Annotated in this window: 17 protein-coding genes; 7 read left to right on the forward strand and 10 right to left on the reverse strand. The window is 72.5% G+C overall.

Features of this window, described 5'->3' with window-relative positions; all coding sequences use genetic code 11:
- On the forward strand, window positions 1-676 hold a 676-nt coding region (locus tag Q0D57_RS11400; RefSeq protein ID WP_291043416.1), incomplete at its 5' end, for an aldolase/citrate lyase family protein.
- 71 nt (window positions 677-747) lie between these two features.
- Here Q0D57_RS11400 and Q0D57_RS11405 read toward each other — a convergent pair.
- Window positions 748-3,378 carry a phosphoenolpyruvate carboxylase gene (locus Q0D57_RS11405; RefSeq protein WP_291043503.1) on the reverse strand — a complete coding sequence of 877 codons (2,631 nt, stop codon included), beginning with the start codon at window positions 3,376-3,378 and terminating at the stop codon, window positions 748-750.
- Window positions 3,379-3,495: 117 nt separating this feature from the next.
- On the opposite strand from Q0D57_RS11405, the gene Q0D57_RS11410 reads away from it, so the two are divergent.
- Together Q0D57_RS11410 and Q0D57_RS11415 are read left to right on the forward strand one after the other, a co-directional pair.
- Entirely contained in the window at window positions 3,496-5,295 is a 1,800-nt protein-coding gene (locus Q0D57_RS11410; RefSeq protein ID WP_291043419.1) for a DEAD/DEAH box helicase, read from the forward strand.
- Window positions 5,296-5,398: 103 nt separating this feature from the next.
- A complete protein-coding gene (locus Q0D57_RS11415; protein ID WP_291043423.1) occupies window positions 5,399-6,394 on the forward strand; it encodes a 2-oxoglutarate and iron-dependent oxygenase domain-containing protein in 996 nt (331 codons plus the stop codon).
- Here Q0D57_RS11415 and Q0D57_RS11420 read toward each other — a convergent pair.
- Window positions 6,363-8,669 (reverse strand): heavy metal translocating P-type ATPase, encoded by a 2,307-nt coding sequence (locus Q0D57_RS11420; protein WP_291043426.1) that lies wholly within the window; start codon window positions 8,667-8,669, stop codon window positions 6,363-6,365. The genes Q0D57_RS11415 and Q0D57_RS11420 overlap by 32 nt on opposite strands.
- Entirely contained in the window at window positions 8,669-8,890 is a 222-nt protein-coding gene (locus Q0D57_RS11425) for a heavy-metal-associated domain-containing protein (RefSeq protein ID WP_291043429.1), read from the reverse strand. Before Q0D57_RS11425 ends, Q0D57_RS11420 begins: the two co-directional genes overlap by 1 nt.
- 189 nt (window positions 8,891-9,079) lie before the next feature.
- Between Q0D57_RS11425 and Q0D57_RS11430 the strand changes: the two genes are divergently transcribed.
- From Q0D57_RS11430 to Q0D57_RS11440, 3 genes are read left to right on the forward strand one after another with little or no spacing between them, the layout of a single operon-like run.
- Window positions 9,080-10,522 (forward strand): aldehyde dehydrogenase family protein, encoded by a 1,443-nt coding sequence (locus Q0D57_RS11430; RefSeq protein WP_291043433.1) that lies wholly within the window; start codon window positions 9,080-9,082, stop codon window positions 10,520-10,522.
- Window positions 10,519-12,087, forward strand: a complete 1,569-nt coding sequence (locus Q0D57_RS11435) for a GMC family oxidoreductase N-terminal domain-containing protein (protein ID WP_291043439.1) — start codon at window positions 10,519-10,521, stop codon at window positions 12,085-12,087. Before Q0D57_RS11430 ends, Q0D57_RS11435 begins: the two co-directional genes overlap by 4 nt.
- A complete protein-coding gene (locus Q0D57_RS11440; RefSeq protein ID WP_291043446.1) occupies window positions 12,084-12,611 on the forward strand; it encodes a nuclear transport factor 2 family protein in 528 nt (175 codons plus the stop codon). Before Q0D57_RS11435 ends, Q0D57_RS11440 begins: the two co-directional genes overlap by 4 nt.
- On the opposite strand, the gene Q0D57_RS11445 is transcribed toward Q0D57_RS11440, so the two are convergent.
- From Q0D57_RS11445 to Q0D57_RS11470, 6 genes are read right to left on the reverse strand one after another with little or no spacing between them, the layout of a single operon-like run.
- Window positions 12,574-14,238 (reverse strand): GMC family oxidoreductase, encoded by a 1,665-nt coding sequence (locus Q0D57_RS11445; RefSeq protein ID WP_291043449.1) that lies wholly within the window; start codon window positions 14,236-14,238, stop codon window positions 12,574-12,576. The two genes, Q0D57_RS11440 and Q0D57_RS11445, sit on opposite strands and share 38 nt — an antisense overlap.
- The gene (locus Q0D57_RS11450) at window positions 14,235-14,699 is read right to left on the reverse strand and encodes a gluconate 2-dehydrogenase subunit 3 family protein (RefSeq protein WP_291043452.1); all 465 of its coding nucleotides are present in this window, start codon (window positions 14,697-14,699) and stop codon (window positions 14,235-14,237) included. Before Q0D57_RS11450 ends, Q0D57_RS11445 begins: the two co-directional genes overlap by 4 nt.
- Before the next feature lie 2 nt (window positions 14,700-14,701).
- Entirely contained in the window at window positions 14,702-15,787 is a 1,086-nt protein-coding gene (locus Q0D57_RS11455) for an ABC transporter permease (protein ID WP_291043455.1), read from the reverse strand.
- A complete protein-coding gene (locus tag Q0D57_RS11460; RefSeq protein ID WP_291043458.1) occupies window positions 15,784-16,773 on the reverse strand; it encodes an ABC transporter permease in 990 nt (329 codons plus the stop codon). The genes Q0D57_RS11455 and Q0D57_RS11460 overlap by 4 nt, the downstream gene beginning before the upstream one ends.
- Window positions 16,770-18,365 carry a sugar ABC transporter ATP-binding protein gene (locus Q0D57_RS11465; RefSeq protein WP_291043464.1) on the reverse strand — a complete coding sequence of 532 codons (1,596 nt, stop codon included), beginning with the start codon at window positions 18,363-18,365 and terminating at the stop codon, window positions 16,770-16,772. The genes Q0D57_RS11460 and Q0D57_RS11465 overlap by 4 nt, the downstream gene beginning before the upstream one ends.
- The gene (locus Q0D57_RS11470; RefSeq protein ID WP_291043467.1) at window positions 18,362-19,654 is read right to left on the reverse strand and encodes a substrate-binding domain-containing protein; all 1,293 of its coding nucleotides are present in this window, start codon (window positions 19,652-19,654) and stop codon (window positions 18,362-18,364) included. Before Q0D57_RS11470 ends, Q0D57_RS11465 begins: the two co-directional genes overlap by 4 nt.
- A gap of 177 nt (window positions 19,655-19,831) precedes the next feature.
- Here Q0D57_RS11470 and Q0D57_RS11475 point away from each other — a divergent pair, with 177 nt between their 5' ends.
- Entirely contained in the window at window positions 19,832-20,755 is a 924-nt protein-coding gene (locus tag Q0D57_RS11475) for a LysR substrate-binding domain-containing protein (protein WP_291043470.1), read from the forward strand.
- Here the strand turns inward: Q0D57_RS11475 and Q0D57_RS11480 are convergent.
- The gene (locus Q0D57_RS11480) at window positions 20,752-21,618 is read right to left on the reverse strand and encodes a LysR family transcriptional regulator (RefSeq protein ID WP_291043473.1); all 867 of its coding nucleotides are present in this window, start codon (window positions 21,616-21,618) and stop codon (window positions 20,752-20,754) included. The two genes, Q0D57_RS11475 and Q0D57_RS11480, sit on opposite strands and share 4 nt — an antisense overlap.
- Window positions 21,619-21,672: the final 54 nt, after the last annotated feature.

The raw sequence follows: 21,672 nt of genomic DNA on the forward strand, positions 1-21,672 counted from the left end.
CCCCGGCGGCCCTGGCGGCCCCGACGGCCCCGGTGGCCCCGACGGCCGCGCCCCTGGCCTCCGGGCCGTCGTGGTGCCCAAGGCCGCCGATCCGGATGCGCTCTCCCGCATCGCCCAGCGCGTGCCCGGCATCCCGCTGATCGCCCTCGTCGAGTCGGCCCGCGGTCTCGCGAACGCCCGGGCCCTCGCCCGGGTCGCGGGAGTGCAGCGCCTGGCCCTCGGCGCACTCGACCTCGCGGTCGACCTCGGGATCGGCGCCGACCCCGGCTCCCCCGCGGCACGCGAGGCGCTGCTGCTCGCCCGGTCGACCCTCGTGCTCGAGAGCCGCCTCGCCGGGCTCGGGGCGCCGATCGACTCGCCGGCGACCGACTTCCGCGATCCGCTCGTCGCCGAGGAGGACGCCCGCTACGCCGCAGGGCTCGGCTTCGGCGGCAAGCTCTGCATCCACCCGGCGCAGGTGCCCGCTGTGAGCCGGGGCTTCGCGCCCACCCCCGCGCAGCGCGCGTGGGCCCTGCGCGTGCTCGAGGCACCGGATGCCGAAGCGGCCGCGTTCCAGCTCGACGGGCACATGGTCGACCTGCCCGTCGTGCTGCGCGCACGGCGCATCCTGGCCCACCCGGAAGCCCACCCGGAGGCCCACCTGCAGGCCCACCCGGAGGCACCGGCCGCCGACTGACCGCTCGGCGGCGACGCCATTCGGCCCGACGCCGGGCGCGACGCGCCGATGCGCCGCTACGGCGGCACGGCTCAGCCGGTGTTCTGCAGCCCGGCCGCCACGCCGTTCACGGCCAGCAGCAGCAGGCGATGCGGCGCATCGTTCGGATCGGTGCTCGCCGAGGCCCGCACGGCGCGAAGAGCCCGCAGCTGCAGCAGCGACAGCGCGTCGACGTAGGGGCTCCGCAGGCGCACGGCCCGCTGCAGCACGGGCCGCCCGTCGAGGATCTCGGCGTGGCCGCTGGTGCGCTGCACCCACTCGCGCGTGAGCTCCATCTCCTCCTGCACGAGCGTGGTGAGGTCGGCCCGGTCGCCGAGGGCGAGGTAGCGCTCCGCGATCCGCGGGTCGGTCTTGGCGAGCGACATCTCGACGTTGTCGATCATCGCCTGGAAGAGCGGCCAGCGCGAGTAGGCGTCGCGGAGCACCTCCTGGTCGCCCACGGCGGCGAGCGCCGAGCCGAGGCCGAACCAGCCGGTGAGGTTGATGCGCGCCTGGGTCCAGGCGAACACCCACGGAATGGCCCGGAGGTCTTCGAGCGACTCCACCGAGAGACCGCGGCGGGCGGGGCGGGAGCCCAGTGCGAGCAGCCCCACCTCCTCCATGGGGGTGACCTGCGCGAACCAGGGGGCGAAGCCGTCGGCCTTCACGAGCTCGAAGAAGCGGGCGCGAGAGGCCACGTCCATCGTGGCGGCCACCCCGGCGAAGTCGTCGGAGGCGCGGAGGTTGGCCTCCTCGTTCGACGGGCTCGAGGCCAGCAGGGTCGCCGCGGCCATCTGCTCGATGTGGCGGGCCGCGATGGTCTTGTCGCCGTACTGCGCGAAGATCACCTCGCCCTGCTCGGTGAGCTTGAAACGGCCCTCGACCGATCCGGGCGGCTGGGCGAGCACGGCCTCGTTGGCGGGCCCGCCGCCTCGGCCGAGCGCACCGCCGCGGCCGTGGAAGAGGGTCAGCTCGATGTCGTTCTCCTCGGCCCAGCGCGAGATCCGCGACTGCGCCTCGTAGAGGGCGAGCGTGGCCGAGACAGGCCCCACGTCCTTCGACGAGTCGGAGTAGCCGAGCATCACCTCGAGCCTCCGCCCGGTCTCGGCCAGGCGCGCCCGCACCTCGGGCAGCTCGATCATCTCGCTCAGGATGCGCGGGGCGGCCTGCAGGTCGTCGAACGTCTCGAAGAGGGGCACCGCATCGAGCACGGGAGCGGCCTCGGCCGAGCCGAGGGCGGCCTCGGCGAGCGCGTAGACCGTCTGCAGGTCGGCCGAGGACTGCGTGAACGACACGATGTAGCGCCGTGCCGCGGCGAGGCCGAAGCGCTCCTGGAGGTGCTTGATGGTGCGGTAGACCTCGAGCACCTCCTCGGTCATCTCGCCGAGCTCCCCGCCCGCGCGGATCTCCTCGAGCGCCTGCCGGTGCACCTTCGAGTGCTGGCGCACCTCGAGCTCGGCGAGGTGGAAGCCGAAGGTCTCGACCTGCCAGATCAGGCTCTGCAGCTCGCCGTGGGCGCTGCGGGCGGCGCCGCCGGCCCGGAGCGAGGCCTGCACGATCCGCAGGTCGTCGAGCAGCTCGGCCGGTCGCGCGTAGGCGAGCGGGGACGACTCCCCCGACTCCGCGGCGCGGGTGGCGGCGATCCGGGCGGCGATCACGAGCAGCACCCGGCGGTGCGGCTCGTTCGGGGCCCGGGTGCCGATCTGGGAGGTCACGTGCGGGGCGAGCTCCTCCTGGCGCGCGGCGAGCGCCGTGAGCGCCTCGTCGGCGGGGGTGTCGGTGCCGTCGAGCGTGAGGGTGCGGCCGATCCGCTCGGCGACGTGCTCGAGGCCGAGCAGCACGTGCTGCGAGGCGATGCCGGCGGCCGCGCGCGTGACCTCGGCGGTCACGAAGGGGTTGCCGTCGCGGTCGGCGCCGATCCAGCTGCCGAGCCGGAGGAACGCGGGGGCCTCGACCGGCGCCCGCCCGGCGTCCTGTGCGAGCAGCCAGTCGTCGAGCAGGCGGTAGACGCGCGGCACGGTCTGGAAGAGGGTCTGGTCGAAGATCGACATGGCGGTGCGCACCTCGTCGAGCGGAGTGGGCCGCGTGGTCCGGAGCGGCGACGTGCGCCAGAGCACGTCGATCTCCTCGAGGAGGCGCCGCTCGCTCTCGAGGGCGCTGATGGATCCGGCCACGGCCTGGTCGCGCTCGGCGAGCAGCTCGCTCACCCGGCGGATGGCGGAGGCCACGGCGCGTCGGCGGGCCTCGGTGGGGTGGGCGGTCAGCACGGGATGGAACCGGAGGGACTTCAGGCGCGCGGCCGTCTCCTCCTGGCCCACCTCGCTCACGAGGCGCTCGAGCGCGGCCGGCAGCGAGTCCGGGCGCTCGGCGTCGGGCCCCGCTGCGGCGCGAGCGCGCAGCACCCGCACGCGGTGGTGCTCCTCGGCGAGGTTGGAGAGGTGGAAGTAGCACGTGAAGGCGCGCGCGATCTGCTCGGCGCGCTCAGGGCTGAACGACTCCACGAGCGCCTCGGCGTCTTCGATGGAGGCGTCCGAGTCGCGTTCGTAGGCATGGATGACGAGGGCGCGGAGCCGCTCGACGTCCTCGAGCAGCCCGTCTCCTCCCGCCTCGACGAGCACGCGGCCGAGCAGGCCGCCGAGCAGCCGCACGTCGGAGCGCAGCGCCTCGTCGACCTCCACGCTCACGCGGTGGCGGCTGTCGCCGGAGATTCCAGGGAGTACTTCGAACTCGTCGGTCACCCGTTCACGCTACCGGGAGCGCCGGACGCGGAAGAAATCGCCCGCACGGACTACCGTGGGAACATGGCTACAACCACCCCCACCGACTCGGGCGAGACAGAATCTCCCCGCGCCGAGACCACGTTCTCCGATCTCGGCCTCGCCGAGGGCGTCCTCAAGGCGCTCAAGGACGTGGGCTACGAGACCCCTTCGGCCATCCAGGCCGCCACCATCCCCGCTCTCCTGGCCGGCCGCGACGTCGTGGGCCTCGCCCAGACCGGCACCGGCAAGACCGCTGCCTTCGCGCTGCCCGTGCTCTCGCGGCTCGACCTCGCGCAGAAGACCCCGCAGGCCCTCGTGCTCGCCCCCACCCGTGAACTCGCGCTGCAGGTCTGCGAGGCGTTCGAGAAGTACGCGTCGCACCTGCGCGGCGTGCACGTGCTCCCCGTCTACGGCGGGCAGGGCTACGGCGTGCAGCTGTCGGCCCTCCGCCGCGGCGTGCACATCGTGGTCGGCACCCCCGGCCGCATCATGGATCACCTCGAGAAGGGCACGCTCGACCTCTCGGAGCTGAAGTACCTCGTGCTCGACGAGGCCGATGAGATGCTCAAGATGGGCTTCGCCGAGGATGTCGAGACGATCCTCGCCGACACCCCGGACGACAAGCAGGTGGCCCTGTTCTCGGCCACGATGCCCGCCCAGATCCGTCGCATCTCCCAGAAGTACCTGCACGACCCCGAAGAGATCACGGTCAAGAACAAGACCACCACCTCGGTCAACACCACCCAGCGCTACCTGATCGTGTCGTACCCGCAGAAGGTCGACGCCCTCACCCGCATCCTCGAGGTCGAGAACTTCGAGGCGATGATCGTCTTCACCCGCACGAAGAACGAGACCGAGACGCTGGCCGAGAAGCTGCGTGCCCGCGGCTACACCGCCGCCGCCATCAACGGCGACGTCGTGCAGGCCCAGCGCGAGCGCACCGTCAACCAGCTGAAGACGGGCAAGCTCGACATCCTCGTGGCCACCGACGTCGCGGCCCGCGGACTCGACGTCGAGCGCATCAGCCACGTCGTGAACTTCGACCTGCCGATCGACACCGAGTCGTACGTGCACCGCATCGGCCGCACGGGCCGAGCGGGCCGCACGGGCGACGCGATCAGCTTCGTCACCCCCCGCGAGCGCCGGATGCTCACCTCGATCGAGAAGGCCACGCGCCAGCCCCTCACCGAGATGAAGCTCCCGAGCGTCGACGACGTCAACGCCACGCGGCTCACCCGCTTCGACGACGCCATCACGGCCGCTCTCGCCGACCCCGAGCAGATCCAGCAGTTCCGCGACATCGTGGGCCACTACGTGGAGCACCACGACGTGCCCGAGGCCGACGTGGCGGCGGCCCTCGCCGTCGTCGCGCAAGGCGACACCCCGCTGCTGCTCTCGCCCGACGTCGAGCGCTCGCAGCGCTTCGACCGGGATCGCGACCGCCCCGAACGCGGTGACCGGCCGGAGCGCGGCGACCGCTTCGACCGCGACCGCGCTCCCCGCGGCGGTGGCCGCGACGGCGACCGCCCCGAGCGTCGTGAGCGCCCCTCCACCGGCCCCAAGGCCACCTACCGGATCGCGGTGGGCAAGCGCCAGCACGTCGAGCCCCGCCAGATCGTGGGTGCGCTCGCGAACGAGGGCGGCCTCCGCCGTGAAGACTTCGGGGCCATCCAGATCCGCCCCGACTTCTCGCTCGTGGAGCTGCCGGTCGATCTCCCGGGCGAAGTGCTGCAGCGGCTCGCCGACACCCGCATCAGCGGCAAGCTGATCGACATCCGTCCCGACCGCCAGGGCAGCTCCGCCAAGCGCGAGGACCGGCCCCGCTGGAAGGCACGCGACTGAGGCCACCGGCCCGCTGACCGCGGCGCCGTGAGAAGCGGCGCCGTGAGATGCGGCCCGCGAGAAGCGGCCCCGCGAGAAGCAGCCCCGTGAGAAGGAGTTCGGCATGACCACCCCGTCCATCCAGGTGCCCACGATCGACATCGATCGCGACCCCGCCCGCGTGGGAGCCGAGATCGACGAGACGCTGCGCTCGGTCGGCTTCTTCCAGATCGTCGGTCACGGTGTCCCGGATGCCGTGGCCGACCGCTGCTGGCAGCTCACGCGCGCCTACTTCGATCTGCCGCTCGAGGACAAGCTCGCCGTCGAGCGGCGCGAGGGCAGCCACTACGGCTACTTCCCGATCGCGGCGGAGTCGCTCGCGCAGTCGCTGGATGCGAAGGCACCCGGCGATCTGAAGGAGTCGCTCAACGCCGGCCGCCCGCTGCCCGCCGGTCATCGCCCGGCCGACGCGGCCGAGGCCGCCCTGTTCGAGGCGCCCCGCTGGCCCGAGGCGTCGCTCCCCGGCCTCCGCCCGGCGTGGGAGGCGTACCTGGCCGAGATGACGGCCCTCTCGGAGCGGCTGCTGTCGATCTTCGCGCTCGGCCTCGGGCTCGACGCCTCCTACTTCGCCGACAAGGTCGATGCGGCCCCGGTGTCGCAGCGGGCGATCAACTACCCCGAGCAGGCCCTCCCGCCCGAGGAGGGGCAGCTCCGGGCCGGCGCCCACACCGACTACGGCACGCTCACGATCCTGCGGCAGGAGCTCGGCCGCGGCGGGCTGCAGGTGCACGACGCCGCCTCGGACTCGTGGGTCGACATCCCCTCCACCGAGGGTGCCCTCGTGATCAACATCGGCGACCTCATGGCGCGCTGGACGAACGACCGCTGGACCTCGACCCTGCACCGCGTGGTCAACCCCGACGCCGGCTCGAGGATGTCGAACCGGCGCCAGAGCATGCCGTTCTTCCACAACGCCAACTACTCGCAGCTCGTGGAGTGCCTGCCGACCTGCGCGGGCCCGAACGGCGAGTCGCGCTACGAGCCCGTGCTCGCGGGCCCGCACCTCGCCGCCAAGGCGGCGAAGGCCGTCAGCGGCGTGACCCGGCCGACCTCGCGCTGAATCCGCGGAGCCGCAGGCTGTTGGTCACCACGAACACCGACGAGAGCGCCATGGCGGCTCCCGCGAGCAGCGGGTTGAGGAGCCCCAGCATGGCCACGGGGATCGCCGCGACGTTGTAGGCGAAGGCCCAGAACAGGTTGCCCTTGATCACCCCGAGGGTGCGCCGGGCGAGCCGCACGGCGTCGGCGGCGGCCCCCAGGTCGTCGCGCATCACGGTGATGTCGGCAGCCGCGATGGCCGCATCGGTGCCGCTGCCGAGCGCGATGCCGAGGTCGGCGGCGGCGAGCGCCGCCGCGTCGTTCACGCCGTCGCCCACCATCGCCACCACGCGGCCCTCGGCCTGCAGCCCCCGCACGGCGTCGAGCTTGCCCTGCGGGGTGACTCCGGCGCGCACGTCGTCGATGCCCACCTCGGCACCCACGGCCGCGGCGGCTCCCGGGTTGTCGCCCGTGAGGAGCACCGGGCGAAGGCCCAGCCGCACGAACTCGGCGACCGCGGCGGCGCTCGACTCCTTGACGGTGTCGCCCACCACGAGCACGCCCCTGGCGGCACCGTCCCGGCCCACGGCCACGGCGGTGCGACCCTCGCGCTCGGCGGCCTCGACGGCTGCGGCGAGCTCGTCGTCGAGTCGGATGCCCCACTCGGCGGCGAGCCACGACGGCCGTCCGGCCACCACGAGCCGTTCCCCCACGATCGCCTGCACGCCGCTGCCGCCGGCCGAGCGGAAGTCGCTCGCGGTGTCGACGGGCGCGGATCCGGGTGCCGAGGCGCCCACCCCCGCCACGATCGCCCGTGCGATCGGGTGCTCGCTCCCCGCCTCGACGGCGGCGGCCACGCGCAGCAGCTCCGCGACGTCGACGCCGGCGGCCGGCACCGTGCGGTGCAGCGTCATCCGCCCCGTCGTCACCGTGCCGGTCTTGTCGAGCACGATCGTGTCGATCCGGCGCGTCTGCTCGAGCACCTGGGGGCCCCGGATGAGGATGCCCAGCTGCGAGCCCCGCCCCGTGCCCACGAGCAGTGCGGTGGGCGTCGCGAGCCCGAGCGCGCAGGGGCACGCGATGATGAGGGTCGCCACCGCCGCCGTGAACGCGGCCTCCACCGATCCGCCGAACACGAGCCACAGCACGAACGCCACGAGCGCGAGCCCGATCACCACGGGCACGAACACGCCCGAGATGCGGTCGGCGAGCCGCTGCACCTCGGCCTTGCCGGTCTGCGCCTCCTCCACGAGCCGGCCGAGCCGCGCGAGCTCGGTGTCGGCGCCCGTGCGGGTGACCTCCACCACGAGCCGGCCGCCCACGTTGAGGCTCGCACCCACCACGCGGTCGCCCGCACCGACCTCCACGGGAGCCGACTCGCCGGTGAGCATGCTCAGGTCGACGGCGGATGCGCCCTCCCGCACGAGGCCGTCGGTCGCGATCTTCTCGCCCGGCCGCACCACGAACAGGTCGCCGGGGGTCAGCGTACCGACCGGCACCCGCTCCTCGCGGCCGTCACGCAGCACCGCGGCGTCCTTGGCTCCGAGTTCGAGCAGGGCGCGGAGGGCCGCGCCCGAGTCGCGCTTCGCCTTCAGCTCGATGTAGCGCCCGGCGAGGATGAACACGGTCACGGCGGCCGCGACCTCGAGGTAGAGCTCGTCGCCGTGGCCGGAGGCGAACAGGCTGAAGCCCATCCGCATCCCGGGTTCGCCGGCGGTGCCGAAGAACAGCGCCCAGAGCGACCAGCCGAACGCGGCCAGCACTCCCACGCTGATGAGGGTGTCCATCGTGGCGGCGCCGTGCCGCAGGTTGACCCAGGCCGCGCGGTGGAAGGGCCACGCGCCCCAGACCGCCACGGGGGCGGCGAGGGTGAGCGCGAGCCACTGCCAGTTCGTGAACTGCAGCGCCGGCACCATCGACAGCACCACCACGGGCAGTGCGAGCACGGCCGACACGATGAGGCGGTGGCGGAGCGCCGCAGCCGCCGCGTCGTCGACGGACCCCGTTCCCCCGCAGCCACCTCCCGCAGCCCCGTCCGCAGCCCCACCCGCATCCCCGGAACGGCTCATGGGCGGTGCCGGCACCGTCGCCGTGTACCCCGCCGACTCCACCACGGCGATCAGCTCGGGCGCGCCCAGCGCGCTGTCGGCCACGGCGGCGTCGATCTGCACCCGCGCCTTCTCGGTGGCGTAGTTGACGCTCGCCTCCACGCCCGGGAGCTTGTTGAGCTTCCGCTCGATCCGGTTGGCGCACGACGCGCAGGTCATGCCGCCGATCTCGAGCTCGACACCCGCCATCAGGACTGCACGACCCGGTAGCCGGCCTCCTCCACGGCGGCCTCGACGGCGTCATCGCTCACCGGCGATCCCGGATCGGCCGGCTGCACCGTCACGACCGACGATCCGCCGACCACGAGCTGCACCTCGACCCCGGCGACACCGGGCACGGCCGACACCTCCTCGGTCACGCTCGCCACGCAGTGCGCGCACGTCATCCCCTGCACCAGGTACTCGGTCATGTCGTTCCTTTCGTCCTCGCTCCCAACCATACCCCTCCAGGGTATATTCCGGATCCCCACCCCCATTCTTCCCCGTTCTCGCCGGGGATGTTCCCGCCGAAACACCGTTTGACGGCACCACGGCACCTTCCTAGCGTCGAGAGCAGCGCCGACCTGGGCGCGAGCGTTCAACGAGGAGGTCGGCGCTCGATGGAGAAGCTGCTCACAGAGGCACCCGTCCGCACGTTCGGACACTGGTACGGCGGTCGGGAGCACGATCCCGTGACCGGCACCTGGCTCGACTCGTGCGATCCGCTCACGGGTGAGACGGTGGCGAGGATCGCCGCGGGCACCGCCACCGACCTCGATCACGCCGTCGAGGCCGCGAGTGCAGCGGCCCCGGCGTGGGCCGCCTTCTCCCCCGCCGAGCGCAGCGCCCACCTCCGCGCCGTGGCCGCCGCCTGGCTCATGGAGGCCGAGCACCTCATCGACCTCGAGATCGCCGAGAGCGGCAAGCCCCGCGCGGGCGCCTCGATGGAGATCCACGGCGTCGCCGAGTACCTCGAGTACTACGCCGGCATCATCCGCGCCGTGCACGGCCAGACCGTCGACCTCGGCCCCGATCAGCACGTCTACTCGGTGCGCGAGCCGTTCGGCACGATCGGCATCATCACACCGTGGAACGCCCCCGTCTACTCCGGCATCCGCGGCATCGCCCCCGCGCTAGGTGCGGGCAACGCGGTCGTGGTGAAGCCCTCCGAGTTCACCTCCACCACCACGCTCTCGCTGGCCCGGATCGCCACCGCGGCGGGACTGCCCGACGGCGTGCTCAACGTGGTCACGGGCGAGGGCCCGGTGGTCGGCGAGGCGCTGGTGCGGCATCCGGCGGTGGGCAAGGTGAGCTTCACCGGATCGGTCGTCACGGGCCGCCGCGTCGCCACGGTGGCCGGAGAGCACCTCACGCCGGTGGTGCTCGAGCTCGGCGGCAAGTCGCCCAACATCGTCTTCGCCGACGCCGATCTCGACGCCGCCGCCGAGGGGGTCGTGCGGGGCTTCACCGCCAACAGCGGACAGGTCTGCGCGGCGGGCACGCGCGTGCTCGTCGAGGCCTCGATCCGGGACGAGTTCGCCGAGCGCCTCCGCGCGCGCCTCACGGGCGACGGCTTCGAGGGGCTCGGCCCCATCATCACCCCGGCCCAGTTCGAGAAGGTCTCCGGCTACCTCCGCCTCGGCGTCGAGGAGGGCGCCACCATCCTCACGGGCGAGGCGGTCGACGACCTCACCTCCGCCGGCCAGCGCGTGCGGCCCACCGTGCTCGACGGCGCCGACAACGACATGCGCACCTCGCGCGAGGAGATCTTCGGCCCCGTCGCCTCCCTCATCCCCTTCGCCGACGAGGAGGAGGCGGTGCGGATCGCCAACGACAGCGAGTACGGCCTGGTCTCGGGCCTCTGGACCAAGGACATCGACCGGGCCTTCCGGGTGGCCGCGCGGCTCGAGACCGGCCAGGTCTACGTGAACCAGTTCGGCACGCTCGACGTGGAGACCCCGTTCGGTGGCATGAAGAACAGCGGCTACGGGCGGGAGAAGGGGCTCGCCGCGCTCGAGGAGTTCAGCCAGGTCAAGAGCGTCATGATCCGGATCGCGCGGTGACGGCCGACTACGCCGTCATCGGCAGCGGATCGTCGGGGGCCGTGATCGCCCGCCGCCTCGTCGACGCCGGATGCTCCGTGGTGCTCGTGGAGGCCGGCCGGATGGACGACAACCCCGACATCCACGATCCGCACCGCCTCTTCGCCCTCGGCGGCAGCGACGACGACTACCGCTACCTCACCGCGCCGCAGGAGCACCTGGGGGGCCGGCGGGTGCCGTGGGCCCGCGGCAAGGTGCTCGGCGGGTCGAGCTCGATCAACGGCATGATCCACGTGCGCGGCTTCCACGGCGACTACGACCACTGGGCCTACCTCGGCAACCACGGCTGGGACTGGGAGTCGGTGCTGCCCTACTTCCTGCGCAGTGAGGACTCGGATCTCGGCCCGAGCGAGTGGCACGGTGCAGGCGGGCTCTGGCCCGTGCGCACGCAGTACGAGCCGAGCCCTCTGCACCGGGCATTCGTCGACTCCGCGGTCGCCGCCGGCGTGCCCGAGAACCCCGACCACAACGGCGCCGAGGTCCTGGGCGCCAACCTCGTGCAGTTCTCGGTCGACGCCGAGGGCCGCCGCGCCAGCACGGCGCGATCGTTCCTCTACGACGTGCTCGAGAACCCGCGGCTCACCCTGCTCACGAGCACCCGCGCCCGGCGCCTCGTCGTGGAGGGCGGCCGCTGCACGGGAGTGGAGGTCGACACCGTCGGCCCCGACGGGTCGAGGAGCACGCAGGTCATCGAGGCCTCCCGCGAGGTCGTCGTCTCGGCGGGCGCCGTCGACTCGCCGCGGCTGCTGATGCTCTCGGGCATCGGCGACCGCGACGAGCTCACCGCCCTCGGGATCGACGTCGTCACGCACTCCCCCGGGGTGGGCAGGAACCTCAGCGATCACCTGCTCGTGCCGCTCATCTACACGATCGACGGCCCGCCGCCGTGGGGCGCTCCCGGCATCCCGGCCCAGGGCAGTCAGCTGTTCTGGAAGAGCCGGCCCGACCTGCTCGCCCCCGACCTGCAGCCGCTGGTCTTCTCCGTGCCCATCTACGGGCCCGATCTCGACGGGCCGCCCGAGGCCTTCACCATCGCCCCCGGCATCATCAGGCCGGCGAGCGTCGGATCGATCCGCCTCTCCGACGCGGATCCGGACGCCGAGGCGATCATCGACCCCCAGTACTTCAGCGCCCGAGCCGACATGGACGCGATGCTCGCCGCCGTCGACCTCTGCCGCCGCATCGCCGCCACCGGCCCCCTCCGCGAGGTGTGGGCCGCCGAGGAGCTGCACCCCGGCCTCGAGGTCACGGGAGCCGCGCTCGAGCAGTACGTCCGGGAGCAGGTCTGGTCGTACTGGCACCCCGTCGGCACCTGCCGGATGGGCATCGACACCCGCGCGGTCGTCGACCCCGAGCTGCGCGTGCACGGTGTCGCCGGCCTCCGCGTGGCCGACGCCTCGATCATGCCCGCGCTGCCCTCGGGCAACACCTCCGCGCCGTGCGTGATGATCGGCGAGAAGGCGGCAGACCTCATCCTCAGCACCGTCAGCACCATCCGCACCGAGATCGAAGGAGCCCTCGCATGACGAACACCCGCACAGAACCGGAACCGAACCGCACGGAACCGACCCGCCTCGGCGGCCCCGGCCTGGAGGACCGCGTCGCCATCGACGACCTCTACAACGAGTATCTCTGGGCGCTCGACACGGGCGACACCCAGGGCTGGCTCGACACCTTCACCGAGGATGCCGAGGCCTGGGAGGACCAGCCCGACGGCAGCACCTGGAAGATGACGGGCAAGGAGGCCTTGCGCGACCTGATCGAGAAATACCACGGCGACCCCGGCTTTCCCGGTCACCAGCACCGCGAGGGCACGCGGATCTTCCGTGCCGATCCGGAGGGCCGCCCCGACCACTGGGTGGTGAAGTCGTACACCTTCGCCACGACGTTCGACGTCGAGTCGCACACCGCCACGCTCTACTGGGCGGGCTACTACCGCGACGTCGTGGTGAAGCGCGACGGCGAGTGGAAGCTGCTGCGGCGCTGGATCGCACCGTGGAAGGGCGAGGTGCTCAGCGCCTTCCAGGAGCGCCGCGCCACCGCCGGTTGAGCCCCGAGCGATCGAGCAGAGACCGGCTCCACTCCTCGCGCGTGGCGATCATGTGGTCGGCCGCCCGCAGCGCGACGGCCTGCACGGTGTTCGTGGGGTTGACCGTTCCCCCCGCGGGCATCGTGCTGCCGTCGACGATGTAGAGGTTCTCCACGTCGTGCGACCGGTTGCGGGCGTCGACGACGGAGTCCCGCGGGTCGTCCCCCATCCGCGCCGTGCCGAGCAGATGCCAGCCGTGCGGTGACTCCAGGCCGAACGAGCGCACCGAGTCGGCGCCGGCGGCCCGGGCGAGCTCGGTGGCGCGGGCCAGCCCGGTCTCCATCATGCGCCGGGAGTTCTCCGACATCGTGTACTCGGTGATCACCCCGGGCAGGCCCCAGGCATCGAGGTTCTCGTGGTCGAGCCGCACGAGGTTGTGCTCCTCCGCGGCATCGTCGCCGCACACCCACAGCACCGCCTCATGGTTGAGGTGCTTCTCGAGGGCGCGGTGGTGGCCTGCTCCCCAGGGAGCCGTCTGCAGCGCGGTGTCGAGCGGGTTGAAACCGCGCATGGCCGTGATGATGAACCCGCGCTGGAAGTCGTTCGCCGGATCGGTCTCGTAGAAGTGCCGCGTCGTCGCGGTCGCTCCCCACGGCCCGTGATCCGCATCGGTGCGCTCGCCGAAGTGCGCCACGACCGAGGTCTGCGGATGGATCATGAGGCCGCGCCCCACGGCGCCGCTGGAGTTGGCGAGGCCGCCGGGGTGCTCGGGCGAGGCCGACATCAGCAGCAGTCTCGGGGTGCCGAGCCCGTTGCCGGCGATCACCACGAGATCCGCGGTCGCCCACCTCAGCTCTCCCGCCGCGTCGTAGTACTCGGCCCCCGTCGCCCGCCCGTCGGCGTCGACGGTCACCCGCCGCACCCGCGCCCGCGTCTCGAGCCGGGCCCCCGCGGCGAGCGCCTCGGGCCAGTACGTGGTTCCGGGCACCGCGAGCGCTCCCGTGGGGCAGCCGGCGGTGCAGAAGCCGCGGTTGGAGCACGCGGGCCGGCCGCGGTAGTCGCGCGAGGCGATGGCGAGGTGCTGCACCCACCAGTACCAGCCGAGCTCCTCGAAGCCCGCGATCCAGCGGTGGCCCATCGAGCCCATCGACACCGGGGGCAGGGGCGGTGCCGAGGTGCACGGATGCGTGGGGTCGCCGGCTGCGCCCGACACCCCCATCTGCGCCTCGTTGATCTCGTAGTAGGGCTCGAGCTCCTCGTAGCCGAAGGGCCAGTCGCGGCCGAAGCCGTCGGTGCGGTGCGTGGCGAAGTCCGAGGGCGAGAAGCGCCAGAACGCCCCGCCCCAGCCCACCGCGCTGCCGCCCACCGCCGAGTAGACGTAGGTGTTCACCGGGTTCCCGCCGCGGTTGTCCACGGGGTAGTCGAACGGCCCGCGCCGGAGCGCCGGGTTCGGGTTCCACTCGTGGCGGCTCCGCACGGCCCAGTCCTGGTGGGACTTCGGCAGATCCTCGTCTGCCAGCCAGTCGCCCTGCTCGAGGCAGAGCACATCGACCCCGGCGCGCGCGAGCGACCACGCCACGCACGCGCCCGAGGCTCCCGCGCCGATCACGAGCACTTCGGCACGGGGCCCGTCGGGCTCACCCGTCACCGCGGCACCGGCCGGTACGACGGCGGGAGCCTCCGCACCCGGTCGAGCAGCCGCTCGTCGAAGGGCTCGAGGGGCACCCCGGTGAGCGGCCGGGCGGCATCGAACCCGGTGCGCTCGCGGATGACCGCCTCGACCAGCGGGTCGGTGTAGTAGCCCTCGCAGGCGAGCTCGTAGAGCATCCGGAAGCCGCTCGACCAACCGGGCTGGGCCTCGACGTCGCCGAGCACCGCATCCCGCACCGGCTCCGGGAGCCACGCGAAGAGCCCGCCGCGCCGGGCTGCGAGCCCCGAGACGCCCTGCAGCACCGCGGCCACGGCGGCGCCCTGCTCGCCGCCGTCCGCGACTGCCTGCTCCACGAACCGCACCGCGGCCGTCGATCCCCCGGGCGGCCAGTGCTCGTCGCCCGGGATCAGCCGGTCCACGACGGCCCCGATGAGCCCGCCACCGCGTGCGCCCGCCATCGTCAGATCCTGCTGCTGAGCTTCTTCTCGCGGCCGTAGGCGGCCATGGCGAGCAGGATGATGGCGCCGTACATCACCTGGCGGTCGGGGATGGTGAAGCCGAGACCGAGGATGACTGTGCCGAGGAAGACGAGCAGGATCGCCCCGATCATCGTGCGCCAGTAGTCGCCGGGCCCGCCGAACACCGTGCCGCCCACGATCACGGCGGCGAGGCTCTGGAACAGGTACGGCCCACCGAGCGAGCCGTCGACCGAGCCCGCGAAGCCGGCCAGGACGACGCCGGCCAGCACCGCCGAGATGGCGCTGAAGGCGAAGACCCCGGTCCAGATGCGGCGGGTGCGGATGAGCGCGAGGTCGGCGGCCCTCGGATTGGTGCCCGTCGCGTAGATCTGCCGTCCGGTGCGGGTGCGCGAGAGGAACAGCCACATCAGCACCCCCACCGCGAGCCAGAGGAACACCACGGGCGGCATCGGGATGCCGAAGGTCGTCGCCACCGGCGCGCTCAGCTGCGACAGCCACGCCGGCGCCGAGCCCGACTGGGCGCCGCCGGTCTGCACCTGCACGACACCCACCGCGATGGCGCTCATGGCGAGCGTCACGATGAGCGGCTGGATGTTCAGCCTGTTGCAGAGCCAGCCCGTGAACGCGCCGAGCAGTCCGGCGCCCACGATCGCCACGAGGAGCGCCGTGCCGAAGTTCCAGCCGTACATCTCGGCGAGCTGCGTCACCGTGAGGGCGCCGGCCACGATGAATCCGGAGACCGACAGGTCGAGCCCGCCCACGAGTACCACGAGGGTCTGCCCCACGGCCGTGAGCCCCACGAGGGAGGCGAGCACGAGCATGTTGCGCACGGAGTTGTAGCTGCCGAAGCCCTCGATGGCGATCGCCCCCACCGCGAAGGTCACGAACAGCAGGGCCACCTGCGCCACGGGGAAGCGGGCCTGGGTGGCGGCGAGCGTCTCCCAGAACGAGCGGGCGCGGGCACCGCCGCCGCCTCTGCCGCCGCTCGTCGGAGCGCCCGTGCGCGGGCCACCGGCGGGGTCGGAAGCCGGGCCGGGGCCCGGGGTCGCGGTGCGGAGCTCGGTCATGAGGTGGTCCTTCCGGAACGGCTGATCAGGGCGCCGACCACAACGGCGACGAGGAGCACTCCCCCGTAGAAGAGGCCGAGCCACTGGGCGGGCACCTTGAGCACGGTCAGCAGAGACTGCACGAGGAAGATTGAGCCGGCGCCGAGGAGCGACCCCAGGAGTCCTCCCCGCCCGCCGAGGAGGGTCGTGCCGCCGAGCGCGACGCTCGCGATGGCGAGGAGCGTGTAGGCCGTCGACTGGCCGGGATCGGCCACGTGCACGACCGAGAGCAGCGCGAACGAGCCGAGCCCGGCGATCGCGCCGCCGAAGGCGAACGCCGCGATGCGCACCGAGCGCACCCCCACGCCGCTCGAGAGCGCCGTGGCGTCGTTGCCGCCCACCGCGAAGAGCTGCCGGCCGAAGAGCGTGCGCGAGAGCACGGCCCACGCGATCACGGGCACGAGGATGAGCACGAGGGCGCCGGGGAAGCCCGCGATCCCGGTGTCGATCTCGCCCACCCAGTTGTCGCCGATCCCCACCGTGCTCGGCGAGATGCGGAGGCTGAGGCCCGCGAGCACGAAGTACATCGCGAGCGTCACGACCACCGCGGGGATGCGCAGGAGCACCGTGAGCAGCCCGTTCACGAGCCCGACGGCCGCGCCCAGCAGGAGGATGAGCGGCACGCTCGGCCAGCCGCCGAGCCCGAGCGGGATGAGCCAGGTGGCGAACACCATCGAGCAGAACGTCATCAGGGGGCTGATCGAGAGGTCGATGCCGCCGCGGCCGGCGAGGATGGCCGGTGTGCTCGCCATGGCCGCCAGGGCGAGGGGCGCGAACACGGCGACCTGCTGCACCCAGCCGAAGTCGCGCTGCACGAGCAGGTTCGTGATGAGCAGGGCGAGGAAGAGGGCGAGCGCGAAGGCGAAGTAGTACTTGCGCAGCAGCAGGCGGAATCGCGTGCCCGCGGTGGGGGCCTGGCGGGTGTCCGCCGTCTGGGTGATGGTCATGACGCCTGCCTCTCGGTGCCTGTCGAAGTGGTGCCGGTCGTAGCGGTGCCGGTCGGGTCGCTCCCGGCCTCCTGGCCCCCGAAGAAGCTCGCGACGAGGCGCTCGCGGGTGAGCTCGGCCCGCGACAGCTCGGCGGCGAGCTCCCCCTCGCGGAACACGAGCACGCGATCCATCAGCTCCAGGTGCTCGTCGACCTCGGTCGAGAGCATCACCACGGCGAGGCCCTCCTTCGCGAGCACGTCGAGGAGCGTGTAGAGGTCGCGCTTGGCGTTGACGTCGATGCCGCGCGTGGGGTCGTTGAGGATGAGGATCCGCGGATGCGACGCGAGCCAGCGCGCGATCGTCACCTTCTGCTGGTTGCCGCCGCTCAGCGTCGTGATCGCGTCCCCGCCGCGGCCGATCTTGATCTTCAGCAGGTCGAGGTACTCCGCGAACCGCGTGCTGCTCCGCCGCTCCGAGAGGAATGGACCCCGCCGGTCCTCCGAGGAGGTCGCGATGGCGAAGTTCTCCACGATCGACATCCACTCGAAGATCGACTCCGCGCGGCGCTCGCGCGGCACGTAGGCGATGCCCAGCCGCGAGGCCCCGCGGTGGCTGCGCACGGCCTGGCGCGCCGATCCGTCGACCCGCTCGACCTCGCCCGCCACGGGCTCGAGGCCGGCGAGGGCCTTGAGGAAGACGTCCTGGCCGTGTCCCTCGAGACCGGCCACCCCCACCACCTCGCCGGCTCGGAGGCTGAGCCCGAACGGCCGGGCGCCCGGCCGGAGCGCGAGCTCCCGCGCCTCGAGCACCACGGGCGAGTCGGCGGAGGCCACGGGCTCCCGCCCCTCGCGGGCGGCCTGCTCGGCCGCTCCCGTCATCATCTGCACGAGGATCCCCGGGTTCCACTCCCCGAGGGCGAGCGTGCCCACGGTCGATCCGGAGCGCATGACCGTGATCCGGTCGCCGATCTCATCGATCTCATCCATCCGGTGCGTGATCAGGATGGTGGAGGCCCCTTCGGCGGCCCGCCTCCTGACCATGCCGAACAGCCGGCTCCTGGTCGAGAAGTCCAAAGCGCTCGTGGCCTCGTCGAGGATGAGCAGCTTCGGCTCCCGGATGAGCGAGCGGGCGATGCTGCAGGCCTGCCGTTCGCTGAGCGACAGGTCGCCGACCTCGTCGTCGAGCGCGGGCGGGTGCTCGAGCAGTTCGGCGAGCACGGCACTCGCCCTGCGGCGCTTCTCGGCTGCGCGCACCCGGTTCGACACGCTCTCGAGCCCGATCCAGATATTGTCGAGCACGCTCCGGGTGTCGACGGTGAGCACCTCCTGGAAGACCGTGGCGATGCCGGCGGCCTGCGCAGCCCTCGGCGTCGGGAAGAACCGCACCGGCGAGCCTGCGACCTCGAGCGACCCCGCCCCGGGCTGGTGCACGCCGCTCAGGATCTTCACGAGCGTCGACTTGCCCGATCCGTTCTCCCCCACGATCGCATGCACCTCGCCCGGCAGAACCTGCAGGGTGGCGTCGACGATCGCCCGCGTGGGGCCGAACGACTTCGCGAGGTTCGAGACGCTCACCACGGGCGGCTCGCCGAGCTCGGCCACGGTCGTCACTCCGCGGTGGCGTCGAACGACAGCTCGGCCGGCGCGGTGAAGAACTCCGACATCACCGCGTCCGGGAACACGTCGCCCTGGATGCCCTCGGCGGAGTTGATGTCCCAGCCGTCCTGGTAGTAGTCGTCGACGTTGTCGGGCGTGATCAGCGGCGGGGCGGTGATCATCTCGTTGGTGATCGGCCCCTGGCCGGCGAGCACGCGCATGCCCACCCGGAAGGCCGCGTTCAGCTGCGAGGCGCCGCCGCCCACGGTGCCCACCGCGTAGTAGCCGTCCGGTGCGTTGTCGTGCAGGTAGGCGATGTCGCCGGCGCTCGCGGTGTTCATCGTCACGGGAGGGACCGTGCGGCCGGACTGCTCGAAAGCCGTGATCACGCCGGTCGCCATCGCGTTCAGCTGCACCACGGCCGACACCTCGGCGGGGTTCGCGGTGAGCCACGAGAGCGTCTCGGTCTTGGCCGTGGGCGTCACGTAGCCGCCCTCGATCTCGCCGGCGATCTTCGCATCCGGGCACAGCGCGATGGTGGCCTTCGCCGCCTCGTAGCCCTGCTGGTCGATCGGGAAGCTCGAGATGCCGTGCACCATGAGCACGTTGCCGGATCCGCCGGTCTCCTTGAGCACGTCGGCGGTCGGCTGCGCCACGTTGAGGAAGGGGTTCTGGTAGACGTTGATGGCGTACTTCGAGGGGATCGAGCCCGCGTAGACGACGGTCACGACACCCTGGGCGCCCGCCTCGTCGACGGCCGGGGCGAGAGCCTCGCCCGAGAGCGGCACGATCACGATGAGCTTGGCGCCCTGGCGCACCTGGTCCTGGTAGCCGGCCACCTGCGCAGCGGGCGACTGCGCGGCCACGTCGGCTGCCCAGTAGTTCACGGCTTCGGGCGTCGTCATCCCCGCCTCGGTCGAGAGCTCGAGCAGCCGGCCGAACTCGGTGATCGACTCGTCGGTGAAGGAGTTGGCGTTCGACCCGAGCGAGAGACCGATGGGCACCGCCTCGCCGAAGCCCGTGAAGTCGGCGAACTCGCTCGACTCGACCGGGGCCGGGTAGCCGTTGTAGCCGGCCTGCGTCTCGGGGGTGAGCCCGGCGACGATGCCCTCCGGGTCCTGCGGCGGCACCTCGGGCAGCGTTCCGCAGTCGCCGGATGCCGTGGCCGAGCCGCCGGACGAACCGGATCCGGAGCCGCCGGCGTCGCCGCCCGCGCATCCGCCGAGTCCGACGACGACCGCACCGACGGCGGCGAGGGCAAGGGCCGGTCGCAGCATGCGGCCGCGCGTGAAAGTGGTTCGCATAGTGTCACTCCTCATCGAGTCACCCGTCGCCATTGAGCGGGTGGGCTCCATAGGACCACATCGTCAGACGGGATTACTATCGGTCGAACAACGTATTTTCGAGGGAAGTACCGCTGACGCGCCGATGAACTCGCGGCCCGTCACGGCTTCTCCCGTGTCGAAGGAGACACCGAAACCATGCACCTGACGAACCTCAACCTGCGCCAGCTCGAGTACTTCGTCGCCATCGCCGACGCCGGATCGATCGCACTGGCCGCAACCCACCTGCACGTCTCGCAGTCCGCGGTGGCCGCCACCCTCACGGCGCTCGAGCGAGCCCTCGACGTGCAGCTGTGCACCCGCCGCCGCTCGCACGGCATCACCCTCACCTCGAGCGGGCGTCTCCTGCGCGAGCGGGCGCGCGAGCTCCTGCACGAGACGGCCGACATCGAGCAGGAGGTCAGCGGGCGGAGGGCGCCGCTCTCGGGGACCGTCGTGGTGGGCTGCGGCGAGGAGCTCGCGCCCACGGTGCTGCCGCCGATCCTGCAGGATCTCGCCGTCGTGCACCCCGCTCTCACGATCGAGGTCGAGATCGCGCTCGAGGAGTCGTTCTGGCCGCGAGTGGCCACGGGCGAGGTCGACCTCGCCGTGAGCCTCGACCACCGCCTGCCCGCCGAGCTCACGAGCGTGCGGCTGAAGCCCATGCCCGTGCAGGTGGTGCTGCCGCGGGCGCATCGGCTGGCCGCCCAGGATCGGGTGGAGATGCGGGACCTCGCCGACGAGGACTTCGTCATGCTCACGACCGAGCCCGGGGCCACGCACGCGTACTCGATGTTCAACCGTGCCGGCATCAAGCCCCGCATCGCCTTCCGCGCTCCCACGTTCGAGCTCGCGCGGTCGCTCGTGGGGCGGGGCCTCGGCTACACGATCCACATCCAGCAGCCGGCGGGCGACACGAGCTACGAGGGCTGCCCTCTCGCGGTGCGGCCGCTCGAGACCGGGCTGCCGCTCGAGTACGTGACGGTGGCGTGGTCGGCGCGCATCCGGCCCTCGCCGCGGTCGCAGGCGGTCATCGATGCGGCTCGGCGGGCCTGGCCGGAGGGCGGCACCACCTCCACCTAGTCCCCGGGCGAGTCGGCACCTCTCGTGATCGTCTCCAGCAGGGCTCGCGCGGCGGGCGTGACCCGGGGCCCCGTCACCACGCCGATCCGCCACTCCGGCGCGTCCCGCAACGCGATCCGTCGGAGCCCGGGCCGCCCCTCGACCATGCGCTCTGGCACGATCATGAGCCCGAGGCCGGAGGCCACGAGTTCGGCGGCCACCCCGAGGTCGTTGACCTCGCACGTCGTCGTGCGCTGTGCGCCGGCCGCGGCGAAGGCGTCGTCGACCACGCGGCGGAGGGCCCACTCGGGTGCCACGTCGACGAAGTCGCGCCCGTCCAGCTCGGCGATCCGCACGGGCCCCTCGAGCTCGTCGCCCTCGGCCGTCACGAGCATCATCGGCTCGCGGTGGAGTCCGTGCGCTCGGCCGGGACGGGCGTCCGGCGGAAGGGGCACGACGCCGAGGTCCAGCCGGCCCCGGTCGACGTCGTCGAGGATGGTGGCCACCGGAGCCTGCCGGAGTCGAAGCGCGACGAGCGGATGCGCGGCCCGCATGGCCCGGATCGACTCGCCCATGCCCGTCCAGGCTCCCTGGATGACGCCGAGCGAGACCGCACCCCGCAGTTCGCGGCTCGGTGAGGCCGCGGCGCGCGCCTCGTCGACCAGGCCGAGGATCGCCCGGGCGCGCTCGAGCAGCTCGCCGCCTGCGGGCGTGAGCCGCATCCGGCGGGTGGTGCGCTCGAACAGCGCCGCGCCGAGCTCGGTCTCGAGCTGGCGCACCGAGCTCGAGATGGCCGACTGCACCACGTGCAGGCGGCGGGCCGCGCGGGTGAAGTTGAGCTCGTCGGCGGCGGCCACGAAGTACTCGAGCTGCTTCAGTTCCACGGTTCCCGATCCATCTCGCGCATAGATGAAACCTATCGTTTTCCATCGTCCTCA

Origin of the sequence: Herbiconiux sp., assembly GCF_023264895.1 — a bacterium.
Lineage (GTDB): Bacteria > Actinomycetota > Actinomycetes > Actinomycetales > Microbacteriaceae > Herbiconiux.